Source organism: Methanomassiliicoccales archaeon, assembly GCA_013415695.1.
Classification (GTDB): domain Archaea; phylum Thermoplasmatota; class Thermoplasmata; order Methanomassiliicoccales; family JAAEEP01; genus JAAEEP01.
The window spans coordinates 1-16,962 of sequence record JAAEEP010000014.1; the positions used below are offsets into that span (position 1 = coordinate 1).

Here is a 16,962-nt window from a genome sequence, read left to right on the forward strand (position 1 = left end):
ATACCTTTCCAGATATCGGTAGGAGGACACAAAAATGATAAATACCCACAACAAATTGTGTTCAATGGGGATGCAAAGCATTGGAAGATAGCGATACGCACAGATTCACGATCGTCCTCCCCACTCTAAACGAAGGGGCAACAATAGTTAAAATGCTAGACACTCTAACTCGCCTCTATCCTGATTCGAGAGTGGTGGTGGTTGACGATTCGTCAACTGATGGTACTATCAAGAAAGTGCAGAAATACTCTATCTCCAACAGCATGGTGTCCCTTGTTGAAAGGACGGGAAAGAAGAGAGGGCTCAATGCCAGCATCATCGAAGGGATTCTGAACTCCAATACAGAGTTCTATGTGGTAATTGATGCAGATTTCCAGCATCCCCCAGAGAGTATCAAAGATGTCATGAACTCTCTAATGGAAGGCAATGACATCGTTGTCGGCGTAAGGAGAAACAGAGAGTCCCTGTCGAGGGGGAGGAAACTGTCCTCAATGGGGGCTCACGGTCTAGCCAACACTTATCTCTGGTGGAAGGGGCAACCCAGGACCTCGGATACAATGAGTGGTTTCTTCGGGGGAGGGACCCAGCTTTGTAAGGAAATCATAGAGGAGTATTCGGACCTATTTGAAGGCCAGGGATTCAAAGCCCTGTTCGATCTGCTCAAATTCGCTCCAAATGATATTAGGGTTGGTGAGATCTCATTCGAGTTCGGTGAGAGGCAGGGTGGTGAGTCGAAGCTCAGCTCTAAGATCGTCCTCTCCATTCTCAACCAGTGTGGCATTCTGGGAAAAAGTGTGGCTGCTGTAACGGGTTTCTTCCTACTCCACATGTTGGGAAGATTCATCGCGACCTTCATCTTGGGATTGTTCGCCACCTTTGCCCTTCTAGAATGGATTGGTGCACCTATCAATGTGTATTCATTCTTCCCCACAATCACCTCATTCATCGTGGGTGTTGTCTACCTTGTCATTGCGACGGAGCTTCTTTTCTCCAACAGAAAGCAAGACAGCCTACTCGGAAGTATCAAGCTGATCTCGGTCGCATCAGCCGGATATCTTTTCACCATATACATGTTCACTGTCTTCGCTGGAACAGAGGTTGAGATCCTTCAGGCTATCTGTATGTTCGTTGGCTTTGGGGTGGCTCTAAGCTGGGACGTGATAGGCTGCTCAATACCCTCGAGTTGAAGTTCTTGGAGAGAATCTTATTTATCAACAACCTTATTGCTGCATCAGAATGATTGAGGTATCTGTAGGCGTGTGTGCATACAACGAGGAAGGGAATATCAGACAGTGCCTTGAATCAATCACCTCACAGGTACTCAAGGAATTCAGTATTATCGAGATCATAGTTGTTTCCAGTGCCAGCACTGACAGGACCGACCGGATTGTAGAGAATTACGCATCGATTGATCCAAGGGTAAGGCTTGTCCGCCAGCAGACCAGGGAAGGTAAGTCTTCAGCTGTGAATCTTTTCATGAGTGAATCAGTCGGGGATGTGCTCATCCTGGTCAACGCCGACAACAGGCTGGAAGAATATACTCTCAATCATCTATTATCTCCATTCATGGACGAGCGCATTGGGATGACTGGTGGACATCCTGTACCTGTTAATAGCAAAGACACCTTGGTGGGCTTTGCCGTCTACATGCTTTGGGACATGCATCACAGATTATCCTTGATAAGCCCGAAGACGGGGGAGTTGGTAGCATTTCGCAACCTAGATATGCAGATCACACCTGGCATTAACACAGATGAGGACTGGATCAGGATGGAGACCGAAAAGAAAGGGCTTATGACGGTATACGTTCCAGAGGCTCTGGTATGGAACAAAGGACCCGAGACGCTACCCGACTTCTGGGCACAAAGAACACGGGTGAATATTGGAGAGAAGTACATGAAGCGCAGATATCAATTCGAAGTTCCCACCTGGCAAGGTAAATACCTTCTTCCTTCATTCCTCTCATTCATCAGAGACAACCGTAGAAACCTGGGAAAGGCTATCGCTGCAATGTCAATAGAAGCTATGTCACGAATTTTTGCGTCAATCTACGTAGCCTTGGACAGAGGAGATCCTTACATCTGGGAAATAGTATCTTCCACGAAGAAACTGGACTAGGTTACTATGGTCACGAAGTTTCTCTGGAAAACATCCTGAAACTCATCTGCGTCAAGAGAGATAGCAACAACATGTTCTGCTATGGGTAACTCAGTAACAATGATCCCATTGGTCGACTCAGGTCCGCAGGTTATCTTCTTCAAGAACGGTTCGCCCTCCATCCATAAAGCCCAACTAGCCAACAACTTAGCTATGTCATTGGCATAGGCTTCCTCCCCACTTGTCAATATTGGAGTGGACATATCACCAGACATGGTGAGAAGTCTACCATTTCCTATTCGGAAGAGCGCTGACGATGTTAGCAATCGATCCCTGTCATACGTGTATCCTATGACCTTTCCCCCTTGTGACTCTACATCGTCGACCACAATACCCTTCGTGGGTGCAACGGTCTCAAATTGAAAAGCATCGGCCATGGTCGAGACTGACATTCCCTCACCAGACCTGAAGGTCAAGTTCTCATATCTTAGAGCATAGTAATCTTCTCCCCCTTCATCGTATCTGGGATCATAGACGAAGGGGACCGAGTTCCCGATACCGATCAGAATCCCGCCTCCCGTGACCCAACTTAAGGCTGCCTGGGCAAGTGATGTGGAATTCGAAGGTTGACTCGCAATTATCAGGGTAGAGTTGGGGCCCATGAATATGTCTTCCAGTCCCTCTCTGTCCACCAATGAGACCGACCCCTCATAACCATAAAGTTGAAGTTTCGGGTTCATGTGGTCATAGAGTCCAAATATCCTGGGGACATACTGACTCTCGGTCCCGGAGGGATCATAGAAGATATAGATTGGATCATCCCTGGTCTCAGTTGCTGGGTAGGTCAATATGTTGACGGACTTGGAATAACCAGTGGAACCTAGAGTGTAATCCAGTCTGACCTGCAATTGTTCGTTCACTGTAACATCAATCTTGGTTGTGATGACCAAATCACCTCCGCCAGTTTGAGCCAGGCATGCGAGGACAACTAAGAGAACGACCATGATGCTAAGAATGGGCTTCTCAATCCTCAGTTCCAACCCTCCATTCACGAATTCTAAGATATGCCAACTCTAGGAGGTCATACTTCTCCGGCAGGTAAATGGTGACCAGTGTGAAGACCCCGACAGCTGTTACTGATAGTAGGATAAGATTGCGAGCCCAGTAGTCGAATGCGGTGAAGAAGTCTATTATGGAACTGCTGAGGGCAGAGGGGTCGAGAAGAGGAGTGTAGACTGCGGCTGGATATAGAACAGCACTAAACGACTGCAGACCTATCAGGAAGAGCAACCCGAGGACTGTCAGAAGGTATACCTTCCTTACCATCCTCCCTTCCCATAAGGCGAATATCATAAGGAATGGGAATATCCAGAGAAAATGCTGAGGATTAGTGACCGGTTGAAGCAGGAGAATCGTGACCAGCACGAACAAGTTGCCCATTATCAAGGTCTTCATGAGGTTGCCATTCTTACTCCGAATTAGTGAGAATATTATCCCGTAGCAAACCGTCACACCAATCAATATGATGAAGAGAAGAAGCGAGATATCGATCGAGTACACCGAGGTGGGAACGGTTGCATCCGATGACTTGAAGTAAGGAGCAATGAAGAATATATTGAATCCGCCGAAGTTTGGAGATCCAGATCTCCTCAAAATGAAGTCGAACATCCAACCGGAAGTGAGTAGGACGGGCAGGACGGTGATGAGGCTCACAAGGCCTCCGGTAATGAACTTGATCACATTCCTGATTGCGACGCCCTTCCAATTTTGGTTGTAGGTCTTGAACTCCCATCCAATTACAAGGATGAGATAGAAAATGATTAGATACATCGGATAGAGCTTGAAGAAGAATCCAATGCCCAAGGCGAGACCTGCAAGAAAGAATCTCTTTCGATAGAAACAAATGAATGCCAATATGGTCAAGATAGCTGGGAAAACATCTATCTGGGCAGAGATCGAGCTGACCCATATCACCAGTGGATTCAGGAACCACAGTATGAAAACGCGCCTTGCCCAGATCTTATCCTTCCACTCTGCCACGAAATCGTAGAGGATGAGGGCCATCAAAAGGTCCCCGAGTATGATGGGAATCTTCACCGCCAGGTTGAAGGCGGGATGGGTCACCGTTGGTATCAACATTCCAGTCATTTGGGCTGCGTCCACCATTTCGAAGACGATCGTACCCCACATGGTTGGATCAAGGAACAGGGAAAGTAACCAAACGAAAGGATAAAGTAGGAAAGCAAAGAGGGGAGGATAAGAGAACACGGCATGACCGTATACCCCAACGCCGGTCAGCATGTCCACTGATGTCCGGTAGAAAGGATAGATGTCCTCCGTCCAAGAAGTCCAGGGTGCTAGTGCAAACCTCACTGCCAACCCGATAATTATCAAGAGCAGTATCTTCCGGGAGGGAATTAGGAACTTGGAGAAACCCCTGAGCAGATCTTGTATTTGGCCAGCGGCATTAGTCAGTGGTCGCACCTCCCCTCAGGATCACCCTGAACCCATCGATCATTCCTCGGAGATACGATCTCAATCCCCCCTTCACGCCCTGGAGTGATATCTGGAGAGTATAATACGGAAGTCTTACCACAACCTGTCCTAAGAGTCGCGTATAGGATCCCTTTGACCAAGGTATATTCTTCACGAGAATTAGCATATTCTTTGCATAATAGTACGAGCGCATTCGAGTCATCACATTCGAGCCTTTCACACCCGATGACGCAGATACTTTATGATGGGCCACCGCTGATGGAATTACCCAGCTCTCCCATCCCTTTATGAGCGCTTTAAGGCAGAAATCGAGATCCTCTGCGTACATCCAATAGCCCTCGTCAAAGAGACCAATCTCCTCGAAGACCTCCCTCCTTACCATCATTACGCAACCAGTTATGAAATCGACCTTCTCCTCTTTGTCTTCAGTAACATCCGCCTCGTCCATGCCTGGGTGGGAGGAAAACCCCCATCTCCAGTTGAATCTCCCTCCTGCAAACCAGATTACATTTCTACCGGAGTAGAGTATCTTGGGGCCTAGAATCCCCGCTTCCTTCCTCCGTTCGGCGGCCTCCAACATAATATCGATTGCATCATGATCAATCGTGGCATCATTGTTTATAAGGAGAATCGTCTGGGCGCCGTTCTCAAGTGCCCGTGATATTCCACGGTTCACCCCTTTGATGTACCCGAGGTTCTCGTCCATTTTCATAATTTGGATAGATGGCATTTCCCTGGAGATAAGCTCCACCGAACCATCTGTGGACCCGTTGTCCACGACAATTATCGAACTGGTTTTCACTCCTGATTTCACAAGGGAGTCTAGACACTCTAAAGTGTCATCAGCCCTGTTCCAATTGACGGTGATGGCGAAGATTCTCCCGGACAGGACCATTGCCAGGAGATGCAAATATGCCTTCTTAACCCCTTCTTCGAACCGTAAGTTGCCCAAAAGTGGAGACGCCACTTCGGATTCTTATGGCGTTGCCCAAAGACGTCGACCTAAATTTGAGATCCGCATAAAACCTAAGTCCGATTGCAGTTCATCGGATAATTGGTACGAAGCATTCATCGAGTATATCAGACTGCCAGCAGCAAAGATTTATACTGATGTATCATGTTCGGTTTTTCACTATCTCATGTAAATTGAAAGTAAAAATGATAATGATCGATTCGAGGGGTTTGGAGAAACGAAGGATAGGAATTCAATCAGTGGTCCTATGAAGATTGCATTGATCTGTTCTATGGGGGGTCATCTCACTGAGATGATGCGTCTTATGGATGCGTTTGAAAGCCATGATATCTTCTTCGTCACTCATCAAAGCCCTCGCACGGAATTGATTGCTGCGAGGAAGTACTTCATCAAGGAACTTGGTAACAATTGGCTCAGGGTTTTTCTATCGATCATAACCTTCATGAGAATCTTCATGAAGGAGAAACCTTCCGTTATCATCAGTACTGGGTCTGAGATTGCTATTCCTGCATTCTATGCAGCCAAGCTCCTTAAGATCCCTAGCATCTTCATTGAAAGCTGGTGCTGCGTGTACAATACCACTGGTGCTGGTAGGCTTGTTTACCCTGTTTCGGATGTTTTTCTAGTCCAATGGCCATCTCTGATCGAGAAATACGGCAGTAAGGCCAAATTCAAAGGTGGGGTGATCTAATTATTTTCGTGACAGTTGGGTGGCACAATCAGCCATTCTTGCGACTCGTCACGAAGATGGATGAGATCGCAGGAAGAATTGAAGAGGAAGTGGTCATACAAAAAGGCCATACAGAGTACGAGACGAAACATGCGATATCTTTCGACTTTCTCCCTTCAGATGAAGAGTATCTAGAGTATTTCAAGAAAGCAAGGATCATTGTCTGCCACGCTGGAGCTGGAACTCTTTTAAATTCCCTTTCGTTTGGAAAGACAACGATTGTCATGCCCAGACTGAGGAAATATGACGAACACATGAATGATCATCAGCTTGAGTTGGTCGGCGCTCTTAAAGTGAAGAAAGGCTTAACTGTGGTACTTGAGGCGGATGCACTTGAGGAAGCCATTGCGAATGCGAATACCAACTCCACTATACCAATTGAGTCCGATCTATCACTGTGCAAATATATTCGAAAGTGCCTGCAGGATCTTACAGGATCTTGATCTCATTTCACAGTATCAGAAACGGTTCAAGACCAGCCATTCTTGCCATTGATGAATAATTGCTTGGCGCTACGCAATCAACTACATTGAGATTATGAACAATCTGAGTCAGCACTTATTTAAGGAGAAATCACCAATAGAATAGATGATGACGCTGATGCAGTTTGAGATCAGTGTTCAGAACAAACCAGGGGAAATTGCCAGGATTGCTGAACTGTTGGGACGCAATTCTGTAAACATCCAGGGAATTAGCACGGAACTGAACGCCAAGAAGGGCTTTATCAGAGTGATAACCGATGATGAGGCCACCGCTCGCAGGTCCCTCCAGGTTGGAGGATTGGATTTCTTAGAAAGAGAAGTATTAGAGATCTCCTTGCCAGATCGACCTGGGGAGCTTGCCAAGATGACTAGAACACTGGCCAGGGCTGGAATCAACATCGAATCTCTGTTCATTATGGGATCTGGGACCGCTTTTGAAAAGGTTGCCCTAGGTGTCAATGATTTAGACAGAGCGAAAGAGGTTCTCTGGAAATACCTTGTCTAGTCAACCTCGAGCTCCGGATCACGAAGTTGATTGTTGTTCCATAGTGAGATTGCCGCAATTGCCAGAACAATCAGCGATCCACCCAAGATGACTGGTAAAGTTGGAATCTCAGATAGTATGAGGTAGGCGAAAATCACCGCGAAGACAATCTCTAAAAGGAGGATTATCGAAGAGACCGTAGCACCAACCTTCATTAGACCTGCGTTGTAAAGGATAAAGGCGAGCCCGGAACAGAAAATACCAGTGTAAACAGCGCTCGCCATTCCCAAATCGGTCACCGAGAAATTCGATGTGAATGGGAGGCTCATGGGCACCAGGAAGATCGTAGTTAGAATCATGACCACCGCTGTGATCATCAGCACGTTGACCTCCCTCATGAGCACCATTTTTTGATACACTATATAGAAAGCCCAAAGGATGCCCGAGATGAAAACGAGCATATTCCCCAGGAATGTCCCAGATAATACGATGGACAGATCCCCACCGGTAGTGACCACCACAACACCGGTGAGACCCAAACCCAAACCAAGGCCGATTCGGTAGTTAAGCCTCTCACCCAATATGAACACCGCCAGGATGGCAACGAACACGGCGTTAATATCTACCAGAAGAGCGGCGTTCGTGGCTGTGGTCATTGATATCCCTACATGCTGGAAGTTGTATGCAATAGCGTTGACAAGGGCGATCCCCCAGATGATACGATCCTTGAAGAGTCGTGGCTCGTATCTCTTGGCAACCAGTACTACGACCATAAGAAACAAAGAACCTATCAGGAACCGGAGGAAGGAATAGAAAAAAGGGTCGATCTCCTCCACACCGATCTTAGCCGACACGAATGAAGTTCCCCAAAGCAAGCTGGCCAGAATGATATATCCCTCGTGGCGGAACCCCTTTGTCGCCATCCGTTGGCAATTAAGATGCGTGTATTTAACGGGTGGGTGGCGACTCTAGTCCAACTGTTCTCCGATCAAGGTTGTACCTGGTGATATCTCGGTACCATCATCTAGTACGCATCCAACGAGTCTAGAGCCTTTCCCGATCATGCATCCTATCCCGAGGGCGCTCTTCTCAATATGACATTGATTCCCGATCTCACAGCGGTCCATCAACAGGGAGTCGACTATCTCAGCTCCCATATGGACATGAATCGAAACGCCAAGCACAGATCGCCTTATGATCGAGCCGCTCTCGACAACAGTATCACATCCAATGTGGACTGGGGGATCGATGCCATCCATCCGGGGATATTTGCCTTTCTTCGAAGCCATCTCAATGTTGGCCTCTATGAGGTCAGATGGTCGACCTATGTCCTTCCACATTCCATGAATCGGGGCGCCAAATAGAGCCTTGCCCATGCCCATGAGTTTAGGAAATAGATTCTTTGAAAAGTCGAACATCTCCCCTTCAGGTATGTGTTCAACCACACCCCTTTCCAAGATGTATATACCAGCATTGACAAGGTTGGAAAAGACCTCATGGCGGGCAGGTTTCTCTTTGAACTTCACTATCCTGTTGTTGGGATCAAGTCCGACAATACCAAACTCTTCTGGCCTGTCCACAGTGGTGAGGGCCATTGTAGCGAAGGCTTCCTTTGCCCGATGTCGCTCTATCAAGTCCTTCATGTCCACATCAGCCAGGACATCACCGCTGGCCACCACAAATGTCCCGACAATCCTTGATTCAAGGAGCTTCACGGCTCCGGCCGTGCCCGCTGGCTCGTCCTCGTAAGCAACTGTGATCTCCGCACCTTTGGAGTCGAATCTGCGAAGTGCGTTCGAGAGATCGTCGGCTCTGTAGCCACAGGCCACGAATATCTGTCCAATCCCCGCATCGATTAGAGCACTCAGGATGTATTCGATGCAGGGCTTTCCAAGCACTGGAAGCAGGGGTTTAGGCCGATTGTTAGTAAGCGGCCTGAGCCTGGTTCCCCTTCCACCAGCCAGAACGATTGCCTGTTCGACGTCCTTGGCCAACAGTTAACCTCCTCACCAGCCATTGAATTTCTCATATCTAATTGCTTTCCAATCAATATGTGATCCTTCAATCGATTGACGGTCTGTGCTCCCAAGATCGATGCCCAAGCCCGGAAGCGGAAGGGTGGAGAGGAATCCCTTTTCCATGGATATTGCCGATGTGGGATCATCGATGAGTGAGAGGTGAGAGTCCAGGTCTGCATATTCCACGCAATCTTGGGAAAGAGCAAAGTGGAGTCCGGCCGATATTGACGCCTCGCACTCCGACATGCAGCCCACCATCGCCTTCATTCCATGAAATTCACATCTTCTTGACAATTCAATAGCTGGTAGTATCCCCCCGACCTTGGCGAGCTTGATGTTTACCAATCTCACTCCTTGAAGGCGGCCAATTCTTTCGATGTCCTCCGCTGATCTAACAGACTCATCGGCCATAACCGGTATCTTGGAAGACCGACCCACTTCGCAGAGACCTTCGACATCATCAGCGTCGACAGGCTGTTCAACGAATTGGATTCCAATTGGCGTGATCGCTTCCATGAAAGCATTGGCTTCCTCCGTGGTGAATGCCTGGTTGCAGTCGACCCTTAACACCATTTTGGGATAGCGTCGTCTGACCTCATTAATGATGTAGAGGTCACGATCAAGGTCAAGGCCGACCTTAAGTTTCAGGATCTGGAATCCGGCCATAGAACGCTGATGGATAGCCGCAAGGGACTCTTGAATGCCCATGATGCCTATTGTTACTGAGGTCTCGATTCGATCCTTGACCCGTCCCAATAGGTCGCATAGTGGCTTTCCTTCCATTCGAGCGAGAAGATCATGAAAGGCTGTGTCCACTCCGCACTTGGCAGCGTTGTCCTCCTCGGAGATGGAGGACATGAGATCGTGCAACTGGGCAACAGTCAACTCCTCGGATGGTAGAACCCCTATTAAATCCTGAAGAAAATGGATGGCTGACTCCGGTGTATCACCGGTGACGATGTTAGGAGCAACGACTCCTATGCCCTCGTTACCACCAGACCTCACCCTCAATAGAACATTGACCACCTCCTGAGAGCGGTGGGTAGCGATGACAAAGGGTCGCTCCCTCGCCATCCTGATGAACACATAATCCAATCCATCGATGCGAGCCTTACTCATAAAGCTTCACAACGTTGTCATCCTTCTTAGCTCCAATGGCCTTGGCAACGGGTCGGCATTTGGCCCTCATGACGTAAGCAATAGGGCGGAAATCGTGATCCGACAGGGCCTCGAAGTTGGCCATTCCTTTGGCAATTATGAGGTCCGCCCCTTTCATATATTCTAGGAGGGTATTACTCATTCTCTCCAGGCTGACTCCGACAGCGAAGGTTCCCGTGTCCAGGACTCTGTCGAACTGGTCCAGGATTGAAGATCGCCTGGCATCCTCTAAGGTTACATCGGTGAGCACTGGCCTTCCCTTGACCACGCCTGTAACCTCGACCCCGATCGACTGGATCTCCCTGACCAGGAGCTTGTCGAAAACCTGCTCCCCACAGTTGTCCAAGAAGTACAGCACCTTCTCCGAAGATTCCAGCAACCTCTCGATCTCTGGAAGATCGTTGATGCCAAGAGGCTGGGCAAGAATGGAATCGAACGCCTCCACCAGATCCTCAGGGTCGTCGAAGCCCTTCCCGATACCGAAGTCCATGACATTCCCAGCAATGGCGCAGAGAATGGCTGCATTCAACCTGTCCGTCGATGCATCGATGTACTCTTCGGCTCGGGGTAGCAACGAGAGCGCAACCTCGTCCGCCCTGATCTTGAGTTCCAAGTATGGATCCTCTGATCCCATGAGGTGATAAGCTCTCCTGTGTACCTCAGTTGCCAACTCTGCTGAGTTCACGCCTTCATAGAATCCATTGTTAAGGATCTCTAGACTTTCCTTCATGACCCCCAGTGCCCTATTCGGGGCCACAAGCTCGGTCTCGAAGAATACCCGTCCCAGTAGGCAAGGGATGCACTCGGGGTCCATCTTCATGCTCCCTGGAGGTATCTGATTGGTGAAGAACTCTTCTATCAATATCCAGGATGAGCGGGAAATGGTCGCAATACCTTTATGAGGAACACTAGAGATTTGCCGAAAGGGACCAAGATGGCGGATTCTTTGACTCTGAGGGTTGCCCGTGCCCACCACCAGTCTGAGGTGGGCCTGGGGAGAGCGAGGATCGATTCCAAGACCCGGAAGCAGCTGGGGGTGGAAGTTGGTGACTTCATCGAGATTGTTGGAAAGAGGACCACAGCGGCCAAGATCTTCAGGGCTTCCCAGGATGATGAGGGAAAGGGAATCATTAGAATCGACGGCATGATCAGATCAAACGCTGGGGTTTCGATAGGCGAGAAGGTGTCGGTAATCAAAGCGGATTCTCAACCTGCATCCAGGATCGTGGTGGCTCCCAAAATACCCCAGGGAAAGAGGGTCCGTTTTGGTCAAGGAGTGGAGAGCCTTTTCAAGAAGGGACTCCTGAACCGTCCCCTGGTCAAGGGGGACGAGATCATCATTCCGAACATCGCGCTTATGGGCGGCTACCTACCCTTCATGGTAACAGCCACCACCCCCAATGGCGTGGTCGTTGTAGGAGATCACACAGAATTGGTCGTGAAGACGGAGCCCATGGAGATGATTGGAGCGCCCACTGTTTCCGTGACATATGACGACGTTGGGGGACTCGAGGAAGAGCTCCAGAGGGTAAGAGAAATGATCGAGCTTCCACTCAAGAACCCTGAGTTATTCGACCGTCTTGGCATAGATCCACCAAAGGGTGTTCTCCTTTACGGCCCGCCGGGAACTGGGAAGACGCTCATGGCAAAAGCGGTGGCAAACGAGGCAGGGGCTAGCTTCTACTCGATCCAAGGACCTGAGATCATATCAAAGTACTACGGGCAGAGCGAGGAGAAGCTAAGGGAGCGATTCGAAGAGGCGGAGAAGAATGCTCCATCGATAATCTTCATTGATGAGATCGACTCCATCGCTCCCAGAAGGGAGGATGTCCATGGAGAAGTGGAAAGAAGGGTGGTGGCGCAGCTCCTCACCTTGATGGACGGCCTAAGCGGGAGGGGTCAGGTGATCGTCATCGGAGCCACCAACCGGGAGGATGCCATAGATCCCGCCCTCAGAAGACCTGGTAGATTCGACAGGGAAATCGAGATCGGAGTTCCCTCCAGTGATGGCAGGATGGTTATCCTTGAGATACACACTCGCGGAATGCCCATGGAAGATGATGTGGACCTGGAGGAGTTCGCCAGGACCACCCATGGTTTCGTGGGGGCTGATCTGGCAGCCCTTGCCCGCGAGGCTGCAATGAACTGCTTGGCACGTCTTGTTCCAGAATTAGAGCTGGGAAACCCGATACCAACAGAAGTCCTAGAGAAGATGAGGGTGACCCTTGAAGACTTCAATGGGGCCCTAAGGGAGATCGAACCCAGCGCCATGCGTGAGGTGCTTGTGGAGATCCCGCGGGTCACATGGGATGATGTGGGAGGCTTGGATGATGTGAAGAGGCAGTTGAAGGAGATGGTGGAGCTGCCTATAGAAAAGCCCGAATCCTTCAAGAGACTGGGCATCAAGCCCGCCAAGGGCATATTGCTCTATGGCCCACCAGGAACCGGGAAAACTCTCATGGCCAAGGCCTTGGCCAATGAGTCCAATGCAAACTTCATCTCCATAAAGGGGCCAGAGATCATGAGCAAGTGGGTTGGCGAGAGCGAGAAGGCGGTGCGCCGGGTCTTCAAGAAGGCAAAGCAGGTCTCGCCCGCGATCGTATTCCTGGATGAATTGGATTCTATCGCCCCTAAAAGGGGTAGTGATGGCGACAACAACGTGACAGAGAGGGTGGTGAACCAACTTCTGACCTCTTTAGATGGATTGGAGGGACTTGGCAAGGTGACGGTCATGGCGGCCACCAACAGGCCAGATATCGTAGATCCGGCTTTGCTTAGACCGGGAAGATTCGACCTGCTGGTCCTGATCCCGATCCCTGACGCAGTTGCGAGGAAGAGTATACTGGAGATACACACCCGCGAGATGCCTTTGGCCGAGGATGTTGATCTTGAGTCCATTGTAAGAAGGACTGAGGGATTCGTTGGAGCAGATATCGAATCGCTTTGCCGGGAATCAGGTCTCAACGCAATGAGGGAGAATGAAGAAGCGGAAAAGGTCGAGATGAGGCATTTTGAGGCCGCCCTGGAGAAAGCTTGCCCCTCCGTGGACAAGGATATCATGCGGCGTTATGAAGAGATGTCAAAAAGGCTAGAGAGGGTTCAATTGGACTTCGATAGCCTTGGTCCTTACAGATGAGCGGGGTTAAAAGGCCAGCTAATCGATTGAGGACTCATTTCCGGTCCAAGGCCAGGGTACGAAATCGACAGGATTATATACAGACACTCTCATTCTTTATCCAGTCTTCCTGACTATCTGGCAGGTGCTGGGATGAGGAAATTTATTACCGAGCTAAGAGGCAAGACCGTAATGACCAATGATGGTCAGATTCTGGGCATGATCGACAACTTCGTTGTGGACACCGACTCCGGAGAGATCCAGCACGTCCTGGTGGTTCCGGCCGAGGAGATCGAGGCCAGGCTGTTTAGGAACGACTCTCAGGGAAGGCTAGTTCTACCCTTTAGCGAGATGAGGGCTGTTCGAGACGTCGTGGTCATGAACATCGCCTGATCATTAATCAGGAGAACCCCATCATTCCAAATGGGCACAATACTCTATTCTTCCAGGAGCTTGGCTACTCTTTCCTTGTTCATCCTGGCATCGCTGAACCCTGGGGCTCTTTGCAGTGCTACCTCGTAGAACTCGATTGCTCTGACAAGTTCCTTGTTTCTCTCGGAGACTATGCCCATTCCATTGATCGCCTCTGGGGTCTGCTCCATCCTCAGCGCTGAGATGAAAGATTCTCTTGCGCCCTCAATATCTTCGAGCGCCAGTTGACAAAATCCAAGATTTGTGAGATAAAGAGGCATCTGTTTGGTCAGCAAAGACTGTCTGAAACATTTCTCTGCATCCTCGTTCTCACCCTTTAAATACAGGGTGCAACCGAGGTTGTTCCATGCATCCGAATACCCAGGTTCGATTTCGACAGCTTCTCTGAAGATGCTTTCAGCCCTGTCCAAGTCCCCCTTCATCCTCGTTGCGACACCTTGAGCACTCATGAGCCATGGGCTTCGAGGATAGATCTTGAGCAGTCTATCGAGGTTCAACAGGGCGTATTCAGCCTTTCCTTCCCCTATCAATGCGATAGCACTTATCGACTCCTCAAGCTCCCCCTCCCCCAGACGCTTGGCACACTCCATAGCTCGTCTTGAGTCCCGCTGCTCCAGAAGAACAATACATTTCCTTCTAAGAGCCTCGGGCGAATCCTTGACCAGTTCAAGAATGCCTGAGGACTCGGCTAAACGACCCATCCTGTGCATAAGCGCTTCAAGATCGAGCAGGGATTCAGTTGAGGCTGAACGCCTTCCGCTGTCTCCCACGGAGGCCAACGCCTCCTCAAAGTTTCCAGTCTCCATCAAGATGTGGGACCTTCTCAGAAGTGCTTGTGGATTGCTAGGTTCCAGTTCAAGACACTTATCCACCTCGCTGAGCGAGGCCTCGAGGTCTCCCATTGCCTCAAGCAGGAGCGAGGCATCCATGTATCTACGGCAGATAGTGTCCTCCCCCGTCTCCCCGCCTTCGATTATTCCCGCGGCTTCCAGAGCCTTGTCCCTATGATCTGATGCATCCTCAAGGTCGGGATCAAGTGATGCGGCAACCGCGAATGACCTGGCGGCATCCTCGAAGAGGCCTGCATCCATCTGTACCCTTCCCAGCTCCATCCATATCCTTGGCTTCGATCTGTCCAAGGCGAGTGTGTCCCTCCAGGCTTGAATTGCCTCCTCCTCTTCCCCCCTGTCAGTGAAGATGGAAGCCCGGTTCTGAAGAGCGTCCATATTGTCGGGATCGATGGAAAGGGCCTTGTCGAGATCGGCGAGGGCTTTCTGATGCTGTCCCATTGCTTTCCGCACCAGCGCCCTGTTGTTATATCCCATTGGATCCCTAGGAAAGAGTTGGACCAATCGATCGAAGGTCTTCAGTGATTCATCCAAACGTCCCAACTCGAAAAGGGTGGCACCCTTGTTGATCAATGCATATGCCATCCTTGGATTCAATCTGAGCGTGGAATCATAGGCGACCAGTTCCTCCTCAAAGTCGCCATTCTCATGCAATAATAAGGCCAGAAGATACCAGTTGCTCGGATTTGATGAATCCAATTGAGAAGCCCATCTGCAAGAGACAATGGCACCCTCAAGGTCCCCCTTGGCTTGCAATGCCCTAGCTTTCATTCTCCATACCGAATCCTGATTTGGCTTGAGTTCGATGGCTTTCTCGAGCTTGTTAAGAGATTCCCCGTACCGCCCCTCCTTCATATCATTCTCTGCAGTCTTGATCAGAGAATCGTACCTGCCGCGGCTGGGAAGGTAGCGGCCTCCCTCCTCCTCCAAGATGTGCCTGTCGACATCGCTGAGCACCCTGTCTTCCATACCAAACTTGCTCAGAAGATCAATGAGCTTGGAGAGGTCAGCATATGCAATGTCATTCTCATCGGCGAAGAACTTCGCCTCCTCACTCATCTCATGAGTGGATACAATCACAGGAAGTCTTTCCACGAAATCCGCTTTCTCCCTCAGCTTTCTGAGGGAGTTGATCGATATCTTCTCCTTCCTCTGAGAAGCCGTGACAAGATATGGACCATCTTTTCCACGGGCTTCAATTCTCACCGTGTCTTCTGATATCACTGCAGCGTTAACCTCAAGTCCTAGGTTCTCAAGCACGGCGATCACTAATGACTTGAACCGATCTTCATCGAGCTTGTTGAGTCCTGAGACGACCCTTTCCCTCAACCTCTCATCCAGGACCTCGTCAAGACTCCTCATTCCCCACCACCCAGCACTTGTTTTATTAAGCTCAATCTAAAATCGACGAGGTCATCAGGAACCTTTGCTATCAGCTTCCCAGCTTCCTGAACTCGGTCGATGTCCATAAGCACTGATGCCTTCTTAATGATGGCCTCCAAACGATCCTGGTCGCTCAGCTTTTTCTTCATCACATACTCTAAAAGGGATAATGCCTGATCGTGATCGCCACACCAGTGCTCGAGTAGAGCCTGGTTGGAAATAGCTACCCATCTAAGCTGAGGGAAAGCATCCCCTCTCTCGTACATGCCCTTCGCCATACCTGCCCATCTTTCGATGAACGCAACCTTAGCCTCTTCGATCACTGGAAGAGATCTCACTCGACGAACAACGAGGGATATCAGGTTTCCCATGCGTATGGATGCTCTGGCCCAGGGAAGTACATCGTAGTCCAGGGTTAGGGATGCCTCCAGAAAATCGGAGATTATGTCCCTTCGTGGGACACGCTCATCCCCCCTCAATCTAATGCCCACACCCATGAAAGAAAGATAGCGGTCCATTATATTGGGGACCTCCCTCTGGTCGCCCTCCATCGACGATCTGAATCTCACAGCAACCTCTGGACCCTTATTGAACACCACTCCTTTCGAAGGAGAAGGACCTATCATCATGGAAGGAGAGCACACCCTCATGAATCTGCGGTCAGAGTATGGGTCAAAGGCCCGGGGCAGGAAGATGAACGGATCCTTGATGCCCTCGAAGCAACTAGTGCAGAGCAACATTCCTTC

Annotated in this window: 16 protein-coding genes; 7 read left to right on the forward strand and 9 right to left on the reverse strand. The window is 49.7% G+C overall.

The genetic code is table 11. The features are described from left to right. Positions 1 to 80: 80 nt before the first annotated feature. Positions 81 to 1,187 (forward strand): glycosyltransferase, encoded by a 1,107-nt coding sequence (locus GKC03_07630; GenBank protein ID NYT12399.1) that lies wholly within the window; start codon positions 81 to 83, stop codon positions 1,185 to 1,187. A gap of 49 nt (positions 1,188 to 1,236) precedes the next feature. After that, entirely contained in the window at positions 1,237 to 2,118 is an 882-nt protein-coding gene (locus GKC03_07635; GenBank protein NYT12400.1) for a glycosyltransferase, read from the forward strand. Here the strand turns inward: GKC03_07635 and GKC03_07640 are convergent. From GKC03_07640 to GKC03_07650, 3 genes are read right to left on the reverse strand one after another with little or no spacing between them, the layout of a single operon-like run. After that, positions 2,115 to 3,137 carry a hypothetical protein gene (locus tag GKC03_07640; protein NYT12401.1) on the reverse strand — a complete coding sequence of 341 codons (1,023 nt, stop codon included), beginning with the start codon at positions 3,135 to 3,137 and terminating at the stop codon, positions 2,115 to 2,117. The genes GKC03_07635 and GKC03_07640 overlap by 4 nt on opposite strands. Further along, positions 3,121 to 4,581, reverse strand: a complete 1,461-nt coding sequence (locus tag GKC03_07645) for a hypothetical protein (GenBank protein ID NYT12402.1) — start codon at positions 4,579 to 4,581, stop codon at positions 3,121 to 3,123. The genes GKC03_07640 and GKC03_07645 overlap by 17 nt, the downstream gene beginning before the upstream one ends. Continuing rightward, positions 4,565 to 5,488 carry a glycosyltransferase family 2 protein gene (locus tag GKC03_07650; protein NYT12403.1) on the reverse strand — a complete coding sequence of 308 codons (924 nt, stop codon included), beginning with the start codon at positions 5,486 to 5,488 and terminating at the stop codon, positions 4,565 to 4,567. Before GKC03_07650 ends, GKC03_07645 begins: the two co-directional genes overlap by 17 nt. A 325-nt stretch (positions 5,489 to 5,813) precedes the next feature. Here GKC03_07650 and GKC03_07655 point away from each other — a divergent pair, with 325 nt between their 5' ends. From GKC03_07655 to GKC03_07665, 3 genes are all read left to right on the forward strand, one after another. Next, positions 5,814 to 6,257, forward strand: a complete 444-nt coding sequence (locus tag GKC03_07655; protein NYT12404.1) for a capsular biosynthesis protein — start codon at positions 5,814 to 5,816, stop codon at positions 6,255 to 6,257. Next, entirely contained in the window at positions 6,257 to 6,739 is a 483-nt protein-coding gene (locus tag GKC03_07660; protein ID NYT12405.1) for a beta-1,4-galactosyltransferase, read from the forward strand. The genes GKC03_07655 and GKC03_07660 overlap by 1 nt, the downstream gene beginning before the upstream one ends. A 145-nt stretch (positions 6,740 to 6,884) precedes the next feature. Continuing rightward, the gene (locus tag GKC03_07665; protein ID NYT12406.1) at positions 6,885 to 7,283 is read left to right on the forward strand and encodes an ACT domain-containing protein; all 399 of its coding nucleotides are present in this window, start codon (positions 6,885 to 6,887) and stop codon (positions 7,281 to 7,283) included. Here the strand turns inward: GKC03_07665 and GKC03_07670 are convergent. From GKC03_07670 to GKC03_07685, 4 genes are all read right to left on the reverse strand, one after another. Beyond that, entirely contained in the window at positions 7,280 to 8,116 is an 837-nt protein-coding gene (locus GKC03_07670) for an EamA family transporter (protein NYT12407.1), read from the reverse strand. The genes GKC03_07665 and GKC03_07670 overlap by 4 nt on opposite strands. Positions 8,117 to 8,230: 114 nt before the next feature. Beyond that, entirely contained in the window at positions 8,231 to 9,256 is a 1,026-nt protein-coding gene (locus GKC03_07675) for an NDP-sugar synthase (protein ID NYT12408.1), read from the reverse strand. 12 nt (positions 9,257 to 9,268) lie between these two features. Next, positions 9,269 to 10,399, reverse strand: a complete 1,131-nt coding sequence (locus GKC03_07680) for a dipeptide epimerase (GenBank protein ID NYT12409.1) — start codon at positions 10,397 to 10,399, stop codon at positions 9,269 to 9,271. Next, positions 10,392 to 11,300: a DUF89 family protein gene (locus GKC03_07685; protein ID NYT12410.1), complete on the reverse strand. Its 909-nt coding sequence runs from the start codon at positions 11,298 to 11,300 to the stop codon at positions 10,392 to 10,394. The genes GKC03_07680 and GKC03_07685 overlap by 8 nt, the downstream gene beginning before the upstream one ends. 72 nt (positions 11,301 to 11,372) lie before the next feature. On the opposite strand from GKC03_07685, the gene GKC03_07690 reads away from it, so the two are divergent. Together GKC03_07690 and GKC03_07695 are read left to right on the forward strand one after the other, a co-directional pair. Beyond that, complete coding sequence (locus tag GKC03_07690; GenBank protein NYT12411.1) at positions 11,373 to 13,574, forward strand: CDC48 family AAA ATPase; 2,202 nt, start codon at positions 11,373 to 11,375, stop codon at positions 13,572 to 13,574. Positions 13,575 to 13,706: 132 nt separating this feature from the next. Continuing rightward, positions 13,707 to 13,946, forward strand: a complete 240-nt coding sequence (locus GKC03_07695) for a PRC-barrel domain protein (protein NYT12412.1) — start codon at positions 13,707 to 13,709, stop codon at positions 13,944 to 13,946. 44 nt (positions 13,947 to 13,990) lie between these two features. Here GKC03_07695 and GKC03_07700 read toward each other — a convergent pair whose 3' ends face one another. Continuing rightward, positions 13,991 to 16,195, reverse strand: a complete 2,205-nt coding sequence (locus tag GKC03_07700) for a tetratricopeptide repeat protein (protein NYT12413.1) — start codon at positions 16,193 to 16,195, stop codon at positions 13,991 to 13,993. Continuing rightward, a complete protein-coding gene (locus tag GKC03_07705) occupies positions 16,192 to 16,956 on the reverse strand; it encodes a tetratricopeptide repeat protein (GenBank protein NYT12414.1) in 765 nt (254 codons plus the stop codon). The genes GKC03_07700 and GKC03_07705 overlap by 4 nt, the downstream gene beginning before the upstream one ends. Positions 16,957 to 16,962: the final 6 nt, after the last annotated feature.